Annotated in this window: 11 protein-coding genes; 1 reads left to right on the top strand and 10 read right to left on the bottom strand. The window is 39.1% G+C overall.

All coding sequences use genetic code 11. The annotated features are described in order from the left end of the window. The first annotated feature begins 19 nt into the window (after positions 1-19). Positions 20-2,128 (top strand): T9SS type A sorting domain-containing protein, encoded by a 2,109-nt coding sequence (locus IPP64_06320; GenBank protein MBL0329024.1) that lies wholly within the window; start codon positions 20-22, stop codon positions 2,126-2,128. A 69-nt stretch (positions 2,129-2,197) separates the two neighbouring features. Here IPP64_06320 and IPP64_06315 read toward each other — a convergent pair whose 3' ends face one another. The 10 genes from IPP64_06315 to IPP64_06270 form a co-directional block, all read right to left on the bottom strand. Then, positions 2,198-6,085, bottom strand: coding sequence for a hypothetical protein (locus IPP64_06315; GenBank protein ID MBL0329023.1), 3,888 nt, complete (start codon positions 6,083-6,085; stop codon positions 2,198-2,200). A 172-nt stretch (positions 6,086-6,257) separates the two neighbouring features. Continuing rightward, on the bottom strand, positions 6,258-8,531 hold the full coding sequence (locus IPP64_06310; protein ID MBL0329022.1) for an OmpA family protein: 2,274 nt from the start codon (positions 8,529-8,531) through the stop codon (positions 6,258-6,260). A 35-nt stretch (positions 8,532-8,566) separates the two neighbouring features. Continuing rightward, on the bottom strand, positions 8,567-8,944 hold the full coding sequence (locus tag IPP64_06305) for a hypothetical protein (protein MBL0329021.1): 378 nt from the start codon (positions 8,942-8,944) through the stop codon (positions 8,567-8,569). 30 nt (positions 8,945-8,974) lie between these two features. After that, positions 8,975-9,940, bottom strand: coding sequence for a type IX secretion system membrane protein PorP/SprF (locus IPP64_06300; protein ID MBL0329020.1), 966 nt, complete (start codon positions 9,938-9,940; stop codon positions 8,975-8,977). 27 nt (positions 9,941-9,967) lie between these two features. After that, the gene (locus tag IPP64_06295; GenBank protein MBL0329019.1) at positions 9,968-10,741 is read right to left on the bottom strand and encodes a gliding motility-associated C-terminal domain-containing protein; all 774 of its coding nucleotides are present in this window, start codon (positions 10,739-10,741) and stop codon (positions 9,968-9,970) included. Between the two features lie 19 nt (positions 10,742-10,760). Beyond that, the gene (locus tag IPP64_06290) at positions 10,761-12,467 is read right to left on the bottom strand and encodes a tail fiber domain-containing protein (protein MBL0329018.1); all 1,707 of its coding nucleotides are present in this window, start codon (positions 12,465-12,467) and stop codon (positions 10,761-10,763) included. Positions 12,468-12,504: 37 nt separating this feature from the next. Continuing rightward, positions 12,505-13,932, bottom strand: a complete 1,428-nt coding sequence (locus IPP64_06285; GenBank protein MBL0329017.1) for a tail fiber domain-containing protein — start codon at positions 13,930-13,932, stop codon at positions 12,505-12,507. Further along, entirely contained in the window at positions 13,865-15,907 is a 2,043-nt protein-coding gene (locus tag IPP64_06280) for a hypothetical protein (protein MBL0329016.1), read from the bottom strand. The genes IPP64_06285 and IPP64_06280 overlap by 68 nt, the downstream gene beginning before the upstream one ends. Then, on the bottom strand, positions 15,870-17,747 hold the full coding sequence (locus tag IPP64_06275) for a hypothetical protein (GenBank protein ID MBL0329015.1): 1,878 nt from the start codon (positions 17,745-17,747) through the stop codon (positions 15,870-15,872). The genes IPP64_06280 and IPP64_06275 overlap by 38 nt, the downstream gene beginning before the upstream one ends. Before the next feature lie 23 nt (positions 17,748-17,770). Continuing rightward, positions 17,771-19,849 carry a collagen-like protein gene (locus tag IPP64_06270; protein MBL0329014.1) on the bottom strand — a complete coding sequence of 693 codons (2,079 nt, stop codon included), beginning with the start codon at positions 19,847-19,849 and terminating at the stop codon, positions 17,771-17,773. Positions 19,850-19,873 lie beyond the last annotated feature (24 nt).

Genomic DNA, 19,873 nt, shown 5'->3' with positions numbered 1-19,873 from the left:
TTCTTACCTTTGTTTTACCATGAAAAGAAACCTACTCACCTTCTTTTTTATTTTTTCTATTGCTACCGGATTTGCGACAGACAGCACATCCATAAAAAAACGCACCATCGCAATCCTTGATTTAACAGCACGAAACATGCAAGCCAATGATGGTGAACTGTTTTCAGCTAAACATATTTTAAAGGTAGCCGGATTGCCTTACATTGTTACAACAAGCGTAAATACAGCAATGAAATACGGAATTGTCATTCCGTCATCGCGATTAACAGATTCAGTTTTTACATCTCCCGAATACGATTCCATTTACAGCTATGTAAACCATGGAGGTATTTTAATTTCTGCCGGTGTGCGCGACTCAGCATTTTTGCCGTTATTTGGTATCAATACAGCAACCTCCTCTTCATCACATCACCGTATTATTTTTAATATGGCTTTGGCTGATCAATCCATGCGTTGGTTAAACGATACAATGGAACAAACTATCAGCATCGGAAAACTCAGCTATCCAACAACCATTACTGTGCGACAGTATGCGCTCGGATCAGGAATTGAAATGGCACATTATGATGATAATTCAACTGCAATTACCAGAAACAATTACGGAGCGGGGATCGCTTACGGATTAGGATTTTCTTTTAAAAATTTAGTATTACTCAACCAGGTAAATAAAGATGCCGATGCACAACGAATTTATTCCAATGGATTTGAACCCACTACCGATGCCTTGATTTTGTTTCTGAAAGCCATCTGCACCAAACACACTCCCAACACCGTTTGGTTGCATACGAGTCCGTTTGAAAGTAAAACCACCTTGATGGTTACACATGATGTGGATGCCACCACAGCTTACGACACCATGAGCTATTATGCGGATTATGAAAATGCAATTAATCTTTCTAGCACCTATACCATAACCACACATTATATTAATGATGGAGTACTCTCTGATTTTTACAACGTTTCCAGCATTCCTCAAGTACAATATTTAATCAATAAAGGCCATAAATTAGCAAGTCATTCGGTGGGGCATTTTACCGACTTCTATGATGATGTTATCTTTCCACTCGGAGTTTTGGGAAATACAGCATCCAGCTATATTCCGTTTAACAGCGGTATGGGTCCAACAACAGGAGGAACTGTTCTGGGCGAAACAGAAGTATCAAAAAATATTTTAGAAACGGATTTCGGAGTTCCTATTCGCTCGTTTCGAGCTGGACATTTATGTTATAACAAATACTTGGTGAATGCATTGGATACATTAGGATATGAATATTGTACCAACTATGCAGCCGGAGATGTATTAACCAGCTTTCCTTACCCGAATCACAAGGACAGAAGTTCATCCGGTGCAATTAGCAATGTTTGGGAAATTCCTTTGAACATTTCAGATGTATTCGCTTCTGACCCTATTTCATTCACCAATTATTCTGCAAAACAAGCCATCTGGTTGGATGTGATTAATCGCAACAGAGCGAATTATGCACCCAACAATTTACTCATTCATCCGAACCGGATTTATAAATTATGGGCACAACAAGATTTAATTGACCAGTTGCCTCCCGATGTGTTTACCACCGATTTAGAAACCTTTGCAGACTACTGGAGAGGAAGAGATAGCATTCGTTTCACAACAGAAATATCAAACGATACCTTAACAATCACTGTTCCTTCATCCCAATTACCGCTAAACAATATGATGAGTTTTGTTGTGGATAACGGACAAGATTTAGCATTGATAAAAGCACAAGATGAATTCGGATCCCCCATCGCAGTTATTCAATCGTTATGGGACGATAATGGAATCATTCTTCACTTCGGGTATTTCCCTCCATTAAGTGTTGCATGGAAAGAAAATCCAATGCAAAACGGCTTGTTGGCAAATTGCTTTCCTAATCCTTTTAGCACAACAACTACCGTTGAAATCTGGTTCAAAGAAGATGCAGCATTAATAATTGAGCTGTATAATGTAATGGGACAATTAATTCAAACAACCCGAACTGGTGATTTGCAAGCTGGAATTTATCGCCATACCGTTGAGGCCAATCAACTTCCTCCTGGAACGTATTTTTGCAAAATCAGCACCGCTAAAAAATCAATCGTTAAAAAGATTGTTTTGCTAGAGAAATAGCAACAAAGTGATATCCATAAAAAAAGCCTTCTTGAAATTCAAGAAGGCTTTTTTATTTCGTAATTAATTTTATCTATTAATCACCAACGTTTCTGTTTTGGTACCGCCAGCATTGGTTGCAGTAATAGTCAGCGTATTCGCTCCTACATTTACAGGAGTAGTTACGCTTACAGTATTGGTTTTAATGATGTGTGAGAAAGGAATCTCTACCCCATTTAATTTAACGATGATATCACTTCTCATCGTTACACCTGCTACCACAGCCGAAATAGTTACAACAGGAGTTGTAGTCGCATACGGATTTACAACACTAAAAGTAATTGTTGGTCCGGCACCTACCCCACTTGCAGCAGTTCCACCGCCTTTAATCGTTGTGGTATTGGGTGAATGAATATTCGGTCGACCTGGATTTGCAGGTGTGTTTGTCGAATCAGGAGTTATCGGAGTAATTGTACCTGGTCCTGGGCTGTATTTAATTGTAACCGTTCTGGTATCCGTTCCTGAAGTATTTGTTGCAGTAATTGTAATCGTGTTAACACCCACCACCAAGTTTGCAGGAAACTTTACAACTTTCGTTGAAGAATTATAAGTTGCAGTTGATAAAACTACTCCATTTAATTTCACAACCACATTACTGATGGATGTAATGTTTAATACTGTTGCTTCCACATTATAAACAGCACTTCCAAATGTGCTGGATGCAGCTGCAGGATAAATAAATGTCACAATCGGTGAAGGCAACACAACAGGAGCCGTATAAATAATTGTAGCAGATTTTGAATCACTTCCCGATGGAGTTGTTGCCGTGATGGTAACGATATTAGCACCGGCAATTAAACTCACCGACATCGTTAATTGTTTGGTTGCCATGTTATAGGTAAACGGTGTATTTGTGCCATTTACCATAACTGTAATTTGCGATGAAGCTGTAACATTTAATACGGTTGCTGTTATTGAAGCAGTAGCAACGCTTGTATTAAAAGGATTTGTAGCCGGTGATGTAATTGTAACAACTGGAGCAGGTGTTGCAACCGGAGCTGTATAAATAATGGTTGTTGATTTTGAATCACTACCCGATGGAGTTGTTGCCGTGATGGTAACGATATTCGCACCGGCAATTAAACTCACTGGCATTGACAATTGCTTGGTTGCCATGTTGTAAGTAAATGGTGTATTGGCACCATTTAATGTGCCCGTGATTTGAGAAGAGGAAGTTACATTTAATACTGTCGCAGTTACAACTGTTGTTGCAACAGCTGTATTCAAAGGATTCGTGGTTGGTGATGTAATAGTAACAACCGGAGCTGGTGTTGCAACCGGAGCTGTATAAATAATGGTTGTTGATTTTGAATCACTACCCGATGGAGTTGTTGCCGTGATGGTAACGATATTCGCACCTGCAATTAAACTCACCGGCATCGACAATTGCTTGGTTGCCATATTGTAAGTAAACGGTGTGTTTGCACCATTTAATGTTGCCGTAATTTGTGATGATGTAGTCACATTTAATATACTCGCGGTTATCGAAGTAGTTGAAATGGTTGTATTAAAAGGATTCGTAGTTGGTGAAGTGATTGTAACAATCGGAGCAGGTGTTGCAACCGGTTGCGAATAAATAATGGTTGTCGATTTTGAATCGCTGCCACCAGTATTACTTGCAGCAATCGTAACAATGTTTGCCCCTGCAATTAAACTTGCATTAAACACTAATTGTTTTGTTGCCATGTTATAAGTAAATGCACTGGTAGTTACACCATTTAAACTTACTGCAATTTGTGAAGGAGCTGTCACGTTCAACACAATCGCATTTACCGCAGCAACATTTGAAGTAGTATTAAATGGATTAACCGATGGTGCTGTAATGGTAACAATCGGAGCTGGTGTTGTTACCACAGGCTGACTGTATATCACTGTTGTTGATTTCGAATCTGCACCTGCAACGTTGGTTGCACCAATGGTAATGGTGTTTGCACCCGGAGCCAAATTCACATTAAAGTTTAATTGTCCGGTTGTCGGATTAAAACTCAACATACTTGTTGGAATGGTTGACACATTAGTTGTCACCGAAATTTGTCCCACCGATGTTACATGCTGAACCAAGGCATTCACTGTTATCGGAGATACAGCACTTGTGTATGGATTCACAGAAGGGTTCACAAAGGTAACTACCGGAGGAGGATTTACGGCTACCGGTTGTGAATACATCACAGTTATTGATTTTGAATCAGCACCAGCTACATTGGTCGCAGCAATGGTAATACTGTTTGCACCTGCCATTAAATTCGCATTGAAACTCAACTGGCTGGTAGACGGATTAAAACTCAACATGCTTGTTGGCATTGTTCCTCCGTTTACTGAAACAGCAATTTGTCCTACCGAAGTTACATTCTGCACCATTGCATTGATTGGCAATACGGGAACAGAAGAAGTAAACGGATTCACGCCCGGATTCACAAAAGTAATAAACGGTGGCGGTGTTGCTTGAGCAACCGAATAGATTACGGTGATGGATTTCGAATCACTACCTGAAGCATTGGTTGCTGAAATCACAAATGTATTTGCACCCGGATTTAAATTACTGCTTACTGTTAATCCATGTGTGGAAGGATTAAAAATAAAACTGCTGGTTGTAACGCCATTGATTGTAATTCCTATTTGACTTTGTGAAGCCACATTTAAAACAGTAGCAACAACAGTTGCATTGTTCATTGAGGTTGAATGCGGATTGCTGGTCGGACTTGTGATGGTCACAATCGGAGCAGGAGAAGGAGGAACAACTACTTGAGTTTCGTAAAGCACTGTCGCATTATCCGTTGTGCTTCCATTTGCATTGGTAGCTGTAATGCTAAATGTATTACTTCCTTGTAACAACATCAATGGGAAAGCAAATGCATGTGTGGTTGCATCGTAAGTAAAATTGGTATTGTTTACACCGTTGTACAGTAAAGCAATATCACTTTTAGATGATACATTTTTCACAGTTGCTCTTACAGTGAAACTTTGTGAAGAAGAGGTAAATGAATTTACACTTGGAGTTGTAATATTCACAACCGGTTTATCACCTGTGGTATTTACAATATTAGTCGTTGTAGTATTTGTTGTTGTAGTAGTTGTTGTGGTATGACGTGTCGTTCTACCAAAACTAAATTTTAACCATACCGAAGAGTAATGGTATTTATCTTTTGTAGCACTTAGTGTATTATCATTGTTCCATTGTTGTCCATCCAAACCATCGTGCATGGCCCAAGTCATTTTATGTTCCAAGCCCATTGAAAAGCCGGGAGTAAACTGGTAGCCTAAACCAACACCTAAGGAAGGCATAAACTTCCAACGTGGAGATTCGCTTCCTTCTGCAGCAGTTTCGTAACTGCCATCATACATACTGTTTAATGAAGAAGTAATTTGAGAACCATTAGCAGTTCCATTGGAATCCACACTAAAATAATCGTAACGCAAACTATTTCCGTCTAATTGATTTGTTTTTGTTACCGCTTTCGTAATTCCAATACCACCAAAAACATAGGGATATACTTTTGTTTTATTACGCATACGGTTCGCACCAATTACCAACTCTAATCCCAATTCATTAATATTGGTTTTATAGTTTTGATAGAGAATACCACCATTTGAATTGTAATTCAAAGAAGAATCATAGGTTCCATTTAAAATCGGATTATTTACAATTCCAGACTTTTTGGTATCCTGTCCATAAGTTACAGCATTTAGATAACGGAATCGCCATCCCCAATCCAAAGCACTTTTATCGTTTTGAAGATACATTTGTCCCAAAGTAAAACCACCGGCTCCGCCCAGCTTTTTCATTTTAACATCGCTTTGTAGCCAGGAAGCCCCAACATTAAATCCTAATTCAACAGGGTGCGTGGTTTGTGCAATGGCAGAAATAGATGAAAAGAGGATTGCAAAAAAAGCGATTGAAGAAAGTAATTTTCTATTCATTTTGATATTTTTTCTAAGAGAATTCGTAGGTAGAATTTGTTTCATAAAACGGATATTTTTAATGGCATTTACATTAATTGTGCCATTTCTTTTTAGCCTGTTGGCAGGTTTGTTTTCGCTAAAAAAGTCCCAAAACGAGGGACTTTTTTAATACTTTATAACTGTAAAGATATTATTTTTTCTTGCTTAAAATCTTAAACTCGGTTCTCCGGTTTTTAGCATGTTCATCTTCGGTACATTCTACCCCATCGGCACACTTATTAATCAATCGGCTTTCACCATATCCTTTACCGGAAATACGATCTTTGGAGATACCACCTTTTAGGATATAATCCACAGCTGCTTTTGCACGTTGTTCTGACAATTTCAGGTTGAACTCGACAGTTGAACGAGAATCGGTATGAGCAGCCATATCAATCACCAACATCGGATTATTTTTCATAATATTAATTACTTTATCCAATGTTTTAGCGGCTTCAGGTAAAATTTTCGATTCACCGTAATTGTAATATACATTTTCAACAATGGTTAAACTATCCTTTTTCGCTTGATCTTTTAACAACAATACTTTCAACCAAGGGTCATCCACATACAAAACGCCCATCTTATTATGGTCGGATGGTAAAATGGTGAAATTAAATTTACCATTGGTGCGAGTAAACTCTTTTACAACAACCCCTTTTGCATTCGTCAACAAAATTTTATTCAACGCTTTTAATTTGGCATCTCCTTCATCCAAAGCAAATAAAATTTGTTGATCCGCAGGCAAGTTGGTAAATTGGAAACTACCATTTGCGTCAGTCTTCACAGATTGCAATACTTCGCCTTTTGCATTCACTAAATTCACTGTTGAATTTGCCAAAGGAGATTTACTTTCTGTTACCAAATTACCTTTCAAGTCGAAACGCAATTCACTATCTTCTACCGTCATCAACTTCAAGGTCACTTTATCTGCCGCTAAGAAGGAGAATTTAAATTCACCTGTTTGACCAGATTTCGTGGTTTGCAATTCCTTTCCGGACTTATTCGTGATAATGATTTTTGTATTCGGAGCGAGCTTGGTATCACTTTCGTCCACTTTCACTAAGAAATTTTGATCCGGAGGCAAATCCGTAAATACAAATGCACCAAAAGCATTGGTAGTTGTTGTTTGAACAATCTCCCCTTTCTCGTTTACTAAATTCACTTTCGTATTAGAAAACGGCATGGAAGGATTTTCACCATACAATAAGTTACCGGCAATGGTTACATCATCTTCCGCACCCAATTCAGGAAGTCCATTCGGATCGGCAGGTAAATTCTGAAATACAAACTTTCCACCCTTTTCGTTAATAACAGTCACACGAATGATTTTATCTTTTTCATCCGTCAAATAATATTTTTCTTTGTCTTTAAAACGAGGATCACTTTCATCCAGTTTCACCATGTATTTTTGATCCGGATCCAATTTATCAAACTTAAAGAATCCAGTTTTATCGGTAGTGGTTACATTCAAAATCTTTCCGTCTTCAGTCAACAACATCACCTCTGCATCTTTAGCAGGGTCGTTGAGGTTTTTACTAAATAAGATTTTTCCTGCAACGGATAAAAACTTATTCAATGCTACGAAACTGTAGATATCATCCGAACCTTTTCCGCCTTCTCTATCGGAAGAAAAATATCCTTTTGTTAGATCTTCGGTAAATACAATTCCAAAATCATCGGTAGTAGAATTTAAAGGTAGTCCAAGATTTTTTACTTGTACAAATTTTCCATCCACTTTTGCTGTTGAAAAAATATCCAATCCACCAAAAGAAGAATGCCCGTCAGAAGAAAAGTAAAATGTACCATCCTTGCGGATATAAGGAAATACTTCAGAGCCTGGAGTATTGATGATCTCACCTAAATTTGTTGGTTTGCTCCATCCATTTCCTTCTTTTCTACATACGTAAATATCTGTACCTCCGTAACCACCTGGCATATCTGAAACAAAATACAACCATTGTCCATCAGCAGAAAGACTTGGATGCGCAGTAGAATAGCCTTCCATATTGTGTTCAAACGGTACCGCTTTGCTCCAGGAGTTACCGGATAATTTTGACACATAAATTTTCGGACGATTTACGAAGTTCTTATCTTTTTTATTCAAGACATAACTCACTCGAGTAAGATACATGGTATTTTGTTCAGCATTAAAACAAACCGGACCATCGTGATAATTCGTGTTGATTTTCCAGGAGAATGTTTTTACTTTTTTAGACATGGCAGGTTTGCCATCTTTACCAACGGAAATTGGAGAAGAATACACATTTAAGAAAGGTTGTCTGTTCCATGCATTCGTAGCATAATTTACCAAATCCTGAGTACGCTCAGAAACAAACACTAATTCATTCTTGTATAGTGTTGGACAAAAATCTGCATGAGAAGAATTTAAATTTTCAATCTTACTTACTTCAAATTGTTGCACTCTCGAAACCCACAACTTAATATCCTCACAAGATTTTACAGAGAGTTCTGCTTTTTATCGCTTGGAGCTGAATTTGCATAAATTTTAAATTGTTCTTTCGCCTCATCAATCTTTCCATTATTCTTCAACACCATCCCATAATAGAAATTATTAATTGGTGCCACATTGGATAGTTTCACTAACTGAGCATAGTAACCTTCAGCAGATTTATAATCTTTCGTAAGGCGGTAACTGTTCGCAATTTTCTCGAGCGCCTCCTTATTATCTTTTTTCTTTACGGCTCTTTTGTAAAGCTGAATTGCCTTGATGTATTCGTAATTATCATAATACTTGTTTGCACGTTTTAACTGTGCAAAGGAAGTACTTGATATCACTATCAACACTATTAAACCTAACGACTTTATCTTTTTCATATATAACTTAAACAATGAATATCTTTATAATTACAAATAGCGTGGCGATGTGATAGGAGATCTTGTAATATTAAAATCATATCCTAACATAATTTCGTGGCTACCACCGCCCACTTTACCAATTTTATTAATTCCGTAATCATAAGAATATCCCAACTTAAATTTATCTGTTACATTAAACTGAGCATAGGCAACAAAACCATACGTACTTCTCATTGATAAACCAACCCAAACACGCTGTTTTAATAAGAAACTTAAATTTAAATCAGCAGTGGAAGGAGAACCTTTTGCAGCTTTAATCATACAGGACGGATTAAAAATTAAGTTTTCAGAGAAAGCCCATGCTTTACCAAACGTGAAAAATAAATGTGGTGCTAATTTTCCATTATCACCGTTTAATGTAGAAACTGTAGTTAATCGACCACTATATAAATGAGTTGCACTCAACCCAACATACATTGAATTGGTATAATAGTAAACTCCTGCATCGGCAGTAGGAACAATCGTAGATGTTTGGTCCAGTTTATCGTATGGATCTTGCGAATCTTTATACGTAATATCATTCCAATTATAGGTGTATTTAAACACCCCTACTCTTAATCCAAAAGACAACTTGCCATTTTTAATTGGAATACGATATGCGTATGATCCCATTGCACCAACACTTTGTTTCGGACCAATTTGATCTGCAATGACAGAAAATCCTAATCCAACCTTCTTCTTTTTCAAAGGACCATGAATAGAAAAGGTTTCCGTTTTCGGAGCTCCATCAATACCTGTCCATTGACTTCTAATAAAAGCCGATGCACTGATGGCTTCTTTACTTCCGGCATACGCTGGATTAATCGCCATCTGATTGAACATATACTGACTGTATTGTGGGTCTTGCTGAGCAAAAGTTTGCATTGCGCTCACAATAATAAAAGCAAAAACTAAATGTTTTTTACTCATGGGAAAATAAGTTTTTAATGCATTCATGAATACTTCGTATTTCATTGTTGTATATTTTATATATCGTCTGTTCTAATGTGTTAATTCTACCCAGCCTTTTTCGGTTTTTCCGCTGACTTCAATCAAATAAAAATAGGTTGCATCCGGTAATAATTCTCCTCTTGAATTGGTACCTTTCCATACTTTACCATCGGTAATGTTATCGTAATCTTTTGCTTTCCAAACTAAATCTCCCCATCGATTATAAATGGATACCACATTATCTTTTACTAATTCTATCCCTTCAATAATCCAAGTATCATTAAATCCATCGCCATTAGGGGTAATACCGGTATAAAAACCAAGCGAGTCGGCACAATCTACTTGTGTTTCGCCAATCACAACCGAATCGTCAATTGTAAAATTACCATCGTCCATATGGAAATAATAGGTTCCGGGAGCCAAATTCGTTTGAAGTGGGGTGCTGTCATTCAGCGGAGCTAACCAATAATACGAAACAGGTCCGGTTGCAGACAATAGATTTAAGATGGCACTTCCGTTGTTCCCGCCAATACACGTTGCATCCGTAGAAGATACATTCACATCTAATGAACTGTTTGCTGTATTTGGTTGCTGAAAACCTTGTGTAAGCACTTTCACGGTAAAGGGAGTTGTTGCTGTATCGTATGTCCAAATAACAGTTTCTCCTACTGTATAATCTAAAGTTCCCCAAGAAAAAACTCCAACAGCTGCAGTTCCTCCAGCCGATCCAATAACTTGTTGTGAGATGGTATCGAATTGCGCTTTACTAGAAAAAGAAAATAGCAAAAAAAACAAAAAACCACCTATGAATACTTTATTTTTCATCATATTTTTTTTATGAAACTTATTTTACGACTACCATCTTTTTAGAGTCGATCACTTTATCTTCAATAATCAAATCATATATATATGTTCCAGATTTTAATGTTCCGTTTGTCAAAACAATTTGCCCTTTTCCTTTTTCAACAATTGTAAATCTTTTCAATTCTACACCATTTATATCCTTTAAAGAAACTATTGAAGTCCCAACATTAAACGGTAAATAATATTTAATAACAGTTGTTTCAGAAAACGGATTCGGATTATTTTGTTCCAAGTATGGAGTTTCATTTTTACCATCAATTAAAACGGCCTGCTGTGAAATTTTGCAACACTCATCCATAGAGGAAGCAATATCTCTAATCGTATTTTTCATTTCATTCATTTCAGCATCCTGTTTATCAAGACGATTCTCTAGTTCTTCAATTTTTTTATCTTTATCTTCAATTAAATTTTGTTGTTCATTAATTGAGTTTACCATTATATAAATTAAAGCATTAGGATCATATGATAAATAGTTTGTTTTATTTCCTAAAGAATCCTGATATGTAAAAGCACCAACTGTATATGGAGCAACTTTTTGAATTTCTTGTGCGATAACTCCAACAAATTTTTCTTTTGCAGTTATTCCTGCCTGACCATTGTAGCTAAACCAAACTGGATTTATTTTTTTTAAAACATCTAAGCCATCTTTAAAGTCAGATATGTCTTTTTTTAATCGTTTATCAGAAACAACAGTCCACGTTCCTGACCCAGGTTTACCAGCAGTACCATTTACTTGTAAAGTATAAGCAGGAGCGGATACTCCTATTCCAACATTCACTGCGTTAGCACCAGTTCCTCCAAGTGCCATACAATTACTTGCACCAACAAATGAATTATAACCTATAGCACATGATGTATTTAAGGTTGCTGGCACATTCGGACCTGCTCCATACCCAATATATGTATTGTTACTCCCAATTCCTCCTGCCCCAGAAGACGAACCAACACAAACATTATTACCACCACAACCCCAGTAACCTGAATTTTTTCCTACCAACACATTGTCATTTCCTGCTAATCCTGATATACAAGTTTGAAAACCAACAAATGTGTTTCCTGTTGCAGTCCCCGAAGTCATACCTGAACCAGAATATGCTCCAATACATACACTATTACTAACAGCACCACCAGAGTTAAATCCTACAAAAGAATTATTGTCATAACCAGCTCCAGCATATACAATATTTCCTCCTAAAAAAATGTTACGAAACCCAGAATTATAAAGAATTGTAGAGTTATTGATTCGGAATCCTTTGTTTGTAGGAATATTAATATCTCCATTAACATCCAGTTTCTGTAAGGGAGCTGTCACACCAATTCCGACATTTCCGCCAGATGCATCCTGCAGAACAAGGGGAATATATGCTAATGTACTTCTATTATATGATATCATTTGATTATAACCAGTAAAAGGTTGTAACTCCATTCCTTCGGCTGAATTACTAACAACTAATTTTCTTTGAGGCAGAGTTGTACCTATTCCAATGTTACCTGTTGAAACTATTCGCATTCTTTCAGCACCACTGGATTTAAACAATACATCATATGAATTGCTTGACCCTAAATACTCTATGGTGCTTGTAGATGTCGCACCACTTAAAGTATTTGATACAATTGTTGATTGACCCTTTATTGAGTTTGCTGCCAATAAAATAGTAGCAACAAATAATACTTTTTTTATTTTCATATTATTTTTAATTTATGATACATTAAATTTTTATTTTTTATTTCTGACTTTTGTTCGTTTCTTCAAGAGTGCCAACTTTTTTAATCAATAACTCTATCTGCTCTTGTTGTTTCTTAATCATTTCTTGTTGTTCCTTAATGGCATTCACATAGGCAATTAGAATTGGATGAATATCGAAATTCAAATAACCATCTTCCCCAGTTTTAACTGCTTCTGGGAATATTTTTCTTACTTCTTGAGCACTAAAACCATAGGCTTGTTCTTTTAAAACGGCCTCATCAAATGTTCTGTCTCCAACATTTTTATAATGATAGGTTATTGGCTGAAGCAAAAGTATTTCATTCAATCCTTTGGTGTAATTTCCTTCTATGTTCTTTAAGCGTTCATCGGATGTGATTGTCCAGGTATTACTAGTTGGCTTACCAGCAGAGTTTGTACTTAACTCTATTTGATAAAGAGGAGCAGTAGTACCGATACCAATTCTAGCAGTATTGGTGATTGTCATTACAGCATTTGCTGTTGTCACATTTGCACTGCTTGCCACATTATTTACTGCAAAAATCATATTTCCTTCTCCGTTTGTAGAACCATTGTCTTGAAAATAGATAGCGCCCTTATAATGGAAATCTCCATTGATTCCAGTTAAACCACCTGTTCTAAATCGAATACCTGCAGTAGTATTGGTCGTATTCGATAAGTTCTGCACACTCACAAAAGATCCAGTTGCTCCAGTTGTGTTTGCATCATTATCTTGAATAAACAATTTACTTACACTGGTTGAATTACCAATGGTAACATCACCACCCGACAAAACAGACAAACTAGAAGCACCACCAGAATCAAAGAAGTAAGCAGTACCTGCACCAAATCCACTAAAAACTTTCAAAGTTGCTGCTAAACCCGTTGTTCCACCGATAGAGGCTGTTCCATTAATGTAAGTATTTCCTTCAACATGTAATAAACTTGTAGGAGCAGATGTTCCGATACCCACATTCGCAGCGTTACCCAAAACAATTGAGTTGCTTGTATTTACTACAGCATTAGCACCGATGGCTGTAGCGTTGGTTAAGGCACCAGTTGCAAAACCGGAGTTATAACCCAAAGCGGTATTACCTGCACCTGTTGTATTATTTAAACCTGATTCTCCTCCAATAAAGGTATTATTGCTTCCTGTAGAATTATCCAAACCGGCATTACGACCAAAAAAAGCACTATAAGTACCCGATGTATGGCTACTACCCGACTGTTCACCTACAAATGTGTTGTAATTTGCTGTGTTACTAACACCGGAAAAATAACCGATAAAAACATTTGCGAAACCTACAGCACCAACTGCACCAGCATCTCTACCGATATAGGTATTATTAAAACCGGTAGTATTACTAGATCCTGCATTGCTACCAAGAAAAGTATTCCAAGGTTCCAGTTGTATTACTTTGCCCAGCTGAATTTCCAAAAAAGGCATTTCCATTAGTATGATCGATTTTTCCGGCAGGTAAATTATTTACTTTAAAGTTCAAAACAACGTTATCGGTTGTTCCGATAAAATTAGCAGCAGTTGTTCCTGCATTTCCGGTTAAACTCCAACTAGGTGAAGCGCCTCCACCAACGGCTACCCATGCTGTACCATTGTAAAAAAAGAAATCATTCGTTCCTGTTTGATAGATTACCAATCCGGTTGCAGGAGTTGCAATCGCATTCATTTGGGCGGCTGTCATGCGAGGAACCAAGATTCCTCTGGTGGTAGATGTTAAATCTAAAACAGAAGAGGTATTCGGAGTAGTAGTTCCTATACCCACATTAATACCGGTTGACCCTAATACCATACTATTGGAACTTGTTACACTTGAATTCGCACCGATAGCTGTGGCATTTGTTAAAGTTGCTGTACCACTTGCATTCGAACCAATATACGTATTGCTGCTTCCTGTATTCGTTGATCCGGCTTGATACCCCAAAGTAGTATTGTTATTTCCACTTACGTTTACTTGTCCGGAATTATACCCCACACTTGTATTTGAACCACCTGTTGTTCCTAAGTTACCGGATTGATATCCCAAATAAGTATTAGAGGCACCTGTTGTATTCGATTGTCCGGATTGATATCCAACAAATGTTTGAGCAGATGCGGCTGTGTTGGTCACACCAGCTTGATAGCCGACAAATATATTACCTGCTGCGGTATTTAAATTTCCAGCTTGATCACCAACATATAAGGAAGTTCCACCACCAACACCTAAAATTTTAGCCCCATTGATACGAAAGAAGCTTCCGGAAGAAATATTTAATTCTCCAACAACATCCAATTTCCATGCAGGTGCAGATGTTCCGATTCCAATATTGGCACCGTTATTAAAAATATTACTACTGTTTAATACCCAAATTGAACCATTCCAATAAGTGGTATTTCCTGCAGCAGTACCTGATGCTAAAACACCCGTAGATCCTGTTGCTCCAGTTGCTCCTGCTATACCAGTTGCTCCAGTTGCTCCGACAGCTCCAGTTGCTCCGTTTGAGCCGGTTGCACCTGTACTGCCTGTAGCGCCTGCAATACCAGTAGCGCCTGTAGCTCCTGTTACACCAGTTAATCCTGTAGCTCCTGTTACACCCGTTAATCCTGTTGGACCGGTTAATCCAGTTGGGCCTGTAGCACCAGCTGCTCCGGCAGTTCCTGTTGCACCTGTCGCACCTGTTGTTCCTAATCCGGTTGCACCTGTTACTCCGGTTGCACCTACAGCACCAACACTTCCCGTTGCACCCACAGAACCAGTAGCACCAGCTGGACCTGCAGGACCAGTAGGTCCATCAACACCGGTTGCACCAGTAGCACCTGTTAAACCTGCACCCGTTGGACCAGCGGGACCGGTTGGACCGTCAGCACCGGTTGCACCGGTTAATCCTGCACCCGTTGGGCCGGTTGCTCCTGTTGGCCCAGGAACGGTCGAAGTTGGACCGGTTGCTCCTGTAGGACCATTCAAGGCATATTTTGAATACAAAGCATAAGGAACGCTCATCATTTGACTTGCGCCCATTGAAACCAAACCACTTCCATCGTTTACGCCAACCTCCAAATATTTATCTCCACTCCCCCAATTGATTGAGGAAAAGGTGCCTGAAACAGGAGTCCCCATTCCTATTTTGGCAGTAAACAAACCATAAATATTCGTTGTAACAGAATGTGTTTCTTGATAAACAATTGTTCCTAATGTTGAGCCATCACGAATACTGAATTGAACCGTTAATGGAGCACTTATCAAGGCATTTCCGGAATTATCTCGAGCGACTGCTTGATAATTAATTCCTTCTGGGGGTGATTGCGCATGACCAATTAAGCAGTTAAGCACAATGATTATTACAAAAATAATTTTTTTCATGGTATACTTCAAAATGGGTTTAACACTATTAATCGGCACTAGTAACGGTATATGTAATTTTAACATTCACAATTCTTAAATTTATATTTGCTTCCTTCGTATTAAATCTTAGGAAATAATTATAGGAAGCGTTATCAATTATAACAGCTGGACTCGCAGTTAGATTAGCGAGTCCGCCAGAATAAGCAACACCCGAAGTTGTTGTAGTTGCCAATGCAGTTACCGCAGTTGCACCATAGGTCGCTCTCACGAAGTCAACCGAAACTTCATAAGCAGCATCTGAATCCCAAACAGTTGCTTCAATCAATGTAACAACAGCACCATTTGGCAAATTTATTGGTGCCACCATAATCGAATTTGCTCCGATTGTTCCACCAATTATCCATTTGGAATTTCCGGTTGAAAAACCACCTGTTGTGATTGCAGTACCAGAACTTGAAACCAAATCAAATCCGGCCGCTGCAACCCCGTAATAATCTGTTTTAGCCGCACCGTACATGTAATCATTTGCAGCAGGTATTGTTATATTACCCGATACATCCAATTTTTGTGTTGGAGCAGTAACACCAATACCTACATTTCCTGTAGGTGTGATTGTAAATCGATAAGCAGCACTTGTATTGTCCCAAATTCCAAATGCTCCAGCTCCCATAGAAGCACCTGTTCCAGTACTACCAATAATATCATAAACATTACTACCAGCTGAAAATCTGATTGTAGCTCCGGCTGAAGTATTGTCGCCTTCTATTAATACTGAATTTGCATTCCAGTTGGAGCCCTTAACATGTAAAATACCTGTCGGTGTAAAAGTGGTTGTTCCTATGCCTAATCTATTTTGAATAAAAACATTTCCTTGCTCAAAAAAGCCTGCCCAGTTAGTGGTAGCACCATTTGCTGTTCCGTAAATACCATAATTCGTTGCACCACCGGCTCCGTTCGTTTTACCATAAACACCATAGTTAATAGAAGTGGCAGCACCTGAATTATTTTCACCAACCAAAGCAAATTGCTCAGTTGTTGTTTCTGACCACATATGATAATTACTAGAACCGGAAAAGTTTGAACTAACTGTAAATTTTCCGTCATCAGTAAATGTTGCAATTGTCATTAATGGATTTAATACAGAACCGGAAGCTCCTCCTGGAGAAGTTTGAAAGCTAATAGCAGATGCACCAGCACCGCCACCAGTTCCTGTAGAAGCACCGCCTCTTAAAAACAATCTACCCGCAGCGCGATTAGATCCCAATCCATCCCCACCTTTTATTGTCAAATCACTACCCGAATTCGCTGCAGAAGGAGGATTTGGACCAATATAAGGATTACCCCAAGCCAATGTGATATCGTAATTAGGAGCCGTTGCACCAATACCAACACCGATTTTAGTTCCATTATCCGTTAATGCACCAGTACCCAATGTTGATGCTGTAATCCAACGTGCTGTATAATTCGTAATACCTGTTCCAACAGAAGCTGGTAAACCTGCTGATGTGGTTAAAGTTCCAGCAGCATTTGCAGTAACTATACCTCCTGGTGCTAAATTGTTAATTGTGACAGCACCAGTAGTTCCATTCATTTCTAAAGCAGTAAAAGTGGCTCCGGATGCCTTCACAAATTTTAATCCTGCATCTGTATCAGACAATATCCTCCACTCTGTTCCTCCACCTGAATTCTGAATTCCAATTGAAGAAGCCCAAGCTGCAGAACCTGACACTAATAATCCCGCTCCGGTTGAAGGGGCTCCAATCCCTACCAAACCAGTTCCATCTATGAACATTCTTGAAGTATTGTTTGTCCAAAAATCCATTGTGTTTGATGAGTTCGTATATCTTATAACACCCATATTTGGAAAAGCCGGAGTACCCAACATCAATTGAGAATTTGATGCGGCTGGTGAGGTTATGCTCATTGAAGTTGGACCTGAATTACTATTTACTTGAAAATTTGCGTTGGAGCAGTTGTTCCAACTCCCACATTTGTTCCATTGTTATACAAATTATTGGTTGCGGTCCAGATTCCAGCATTGTTATACAAGGTTTGGCCCGTTAATCCTGCTGGCAACAAACCTGCAATTGCTGCCGTTCCGGCTGAAGTTAAACGACCGAATACATCTACTGTAAAGGTTGGAATCTGTGATGCACTTCCATACGTTCCGGCAGTTACTCCTGAATTTGATAATGCAATAACGGGAGTCGTTCCTCCTGAACTCGTAATCGGAGCGGAAGCCGTTACTGCTGTTACTGCTGTTGCAGAAGAAAGTCCTGTCCAAGCTGAACCATTATAAAAATAAAACTGATTAAGTGTATTGTCATAAACTAATAACCCTGTTGCAGGTGCAGCAATAGCCGTTCTTTGTGCGGTCGTCATACGCGGAATCAAAATCCCTTTATTGGTTGACACCATTTCAAGCAATGCCGAAGCTACTGGTGTATTTGTTCCTACTCCTACTTTTCCGAATCCATCCACATTGAAGTAAGAAAACAAACTACCACCTGTTCCATCTGCTCCTCCATTCACATGAAATCCTAAGTTATCGGCTACAATTTCCCAATCGAATGCAGTCGCATTGGATCTTTCTAATCGGAAAGGAGTTGTTGTTGCTTGTGATAATGTAAATAACTGAGCCGGACTTGTTGTTCCGATACCCACATTCCCCCCATTATTAAAGATATTGCTGCTGTTAACAACCCAAGAAGAACCATTCCAATAAGGTGTATTACCAGCTGCAGCTCCATTTGCTAAGATGCCAGTTGCTCCTGTAGCACCAGTTGCACCAACAGATCCTGTTGCTCCGACAGCCCCGGCTAACCCAGTGGCTCCTGTCGCCCCAGTAGCACCAGTTGCGCCAGTTGCACCAACGGCTCCTGCAGTTCCTGCAGTTCCAGTAGCTCCGGTTGCGCCTGTTGCACCTGTTGTTCCAACTCCGGTTGCACCTGTTGCTCCTGTTGGACCAACACTTCCTGCTGCTCCTGCTAATCCGGTTGCACCTGTTGGCCCTGCTGGTCCAGCCGGACCGGGAGCACCGTTTAAGTTTACTGACCAAGAGGTAAAACTTCCTGTTCCTAAAATACTGGTCACATTCACAGTCATTATTCCAGTTAAAGGATTAAATGCAGTTATTGTTCCAACCATTTGATTAGCAGCAGAATTGGCAATAATTACAGTTTGACCGATAGAATAAGCTAGTCCTAAATCGGCACATGTAAAGGTTACTGTTCCAGTTGAAATAGTCATCGAAGTAACAGATGTTGTTGCATATTGATCGCCTACAGGTCCTGTTGAACCCGTAGCTCCTGTAGCTCCTGTAACACCAACGGCACCGGTTGCTCCATTCGCACCAGTTGCTCCGGTCGGACCAGCTACTCCAGTTGCACCTGTTGCACCCACACCCGTTGCACCTGTTGCACCGGTTGCACCTGCAATTCCAGTTGGACCCGTAGGACCATCGGCACCCGTTGCTCCGGTTGCACCAGCTCCGGTAGGACCGATAGGACCTGTTGGACCTACTGCTGTAGAAGCAGCTCCCGTAGGTCCGGTTTCTCCGGTTGCACCGGTTGGACCTGTTGGACCAGGAATCGTTGATGTTGGACCTGTTGCTCCGGTTGGACCATTCGCTGAAACTAATGAATACAAAGCATAAGGAACACTCATCATTTGACTAGCTCCCATTGATACCATTCCACTTCCGTCATTTACACCTACTTCTAAGTATTTATCCCCACTTCCCCAGTTTACTGTAGAAAAAGTTCCTATCACGGGGGTCCCCATCCCTATTTTCGCAGTGAACAAACCATAGATATTCGTTGTAACAGCTTGTGTTTCCTGGTAGACAATTGTACCTGATGCAGTTAGATCATGAATACTGAATTGCACCGTTAATGGAGTACTTATCAAGGCAGCACCCGAGTTATCACGCGCTACTGCTTGATAGTTGATTCCCTGTGGAGGTGCTTGCGCAAAAGAAAATGCACTTACACAAACAAATACGAGGAGTAAAATAATTTTTTTCATAATCTTCTAATTAAAAATTCTTTT

The sequence above is a fragment of the Bacteroidota bacterium genome (genome assembly GCA_016722565.1).
Classification (GTDB): domain Bacteria; phylum Bacteroidota; class Bacteroidia; order 2-12-FULL-35-15; family 2-12-FULL-35-15; genus 2-12-FULL-35-15.
Note: the sequence above shows the minus strand (reverse complement) of the source record. Positions and strands in the feature narration are given on the sequence as shown.

Bases quoted from the DNA above. Each gene is read 5' to 3' on its own strand.
- IPP64_06320 (MBL0329024.1), top strand. From the start codon at position 20: ATGAAAAGAAACCTACTCACCTTCTTTTTTATTTTTTCTATTGCTACC.
- IPP64_06315 (MBL0329023.1), bottom strand. From the start codon at position 6,085: ATGAATAGAAAATTACTTTCTTCAATCGCTTTTTTTGCAATCCTCTTT.
- IPP64_06305 (MBL0329021.1), bottom strand. From the start codon at position 8,944: ATGAAAAAGATAAAGTCGTTAGGTTTAATAGTGTTGATAGTGATATCA.
- IPP64_06300 (MBL0329020.1), bottom strand. From the start codon at position 9,940: ATGAAATACGAAGTATTCATGAATGCATTAAAAACTTATTTTCCCATG.
- IPP64_06295 (MBL0329019.1), bottom strand. From the start codon at position 10,741: ATGAAAAATAAAGTATTCATAGGTGGTTTTTTGTTTTTTTTGCTATTT.
- IPP64_06290 (MBL0329018.1), bottom strand. From the start codon at position 12,467: ATGAAAATAAAAAAAGTATTATTTGTTGCTACTATTTTATTGGCAGCA.
- IPP64_06285 (MBL0329017.1), bottom strand. From the start codon at position 13,932: ATGCCTTTTTTGGAAATTCAGCTGGGCAAAGTAATACAACTGGAACCT.
- IPP64_06280 (MBL0329016.1), bottom strand. From the start codon at position 15,907: ATGTTAAAATTACATATACCGTTACTAGTGCCGATTAATAGTGTTAAA.
- IPP64_06275 (MBL0329015.1), bottom strand. From the start codon at position 17,747: ATGAGCATAACCTCACCAGCCGCATCAAATTCTCAATTGATGTTGGGT.
- IPP64_06270 (MBL0329014.1), bottom strand. From the start codon at position 19,849: ATGAAAAAAATTATTTTACTCCTCGTATTTGTTTGTGTAAGTGCATTT.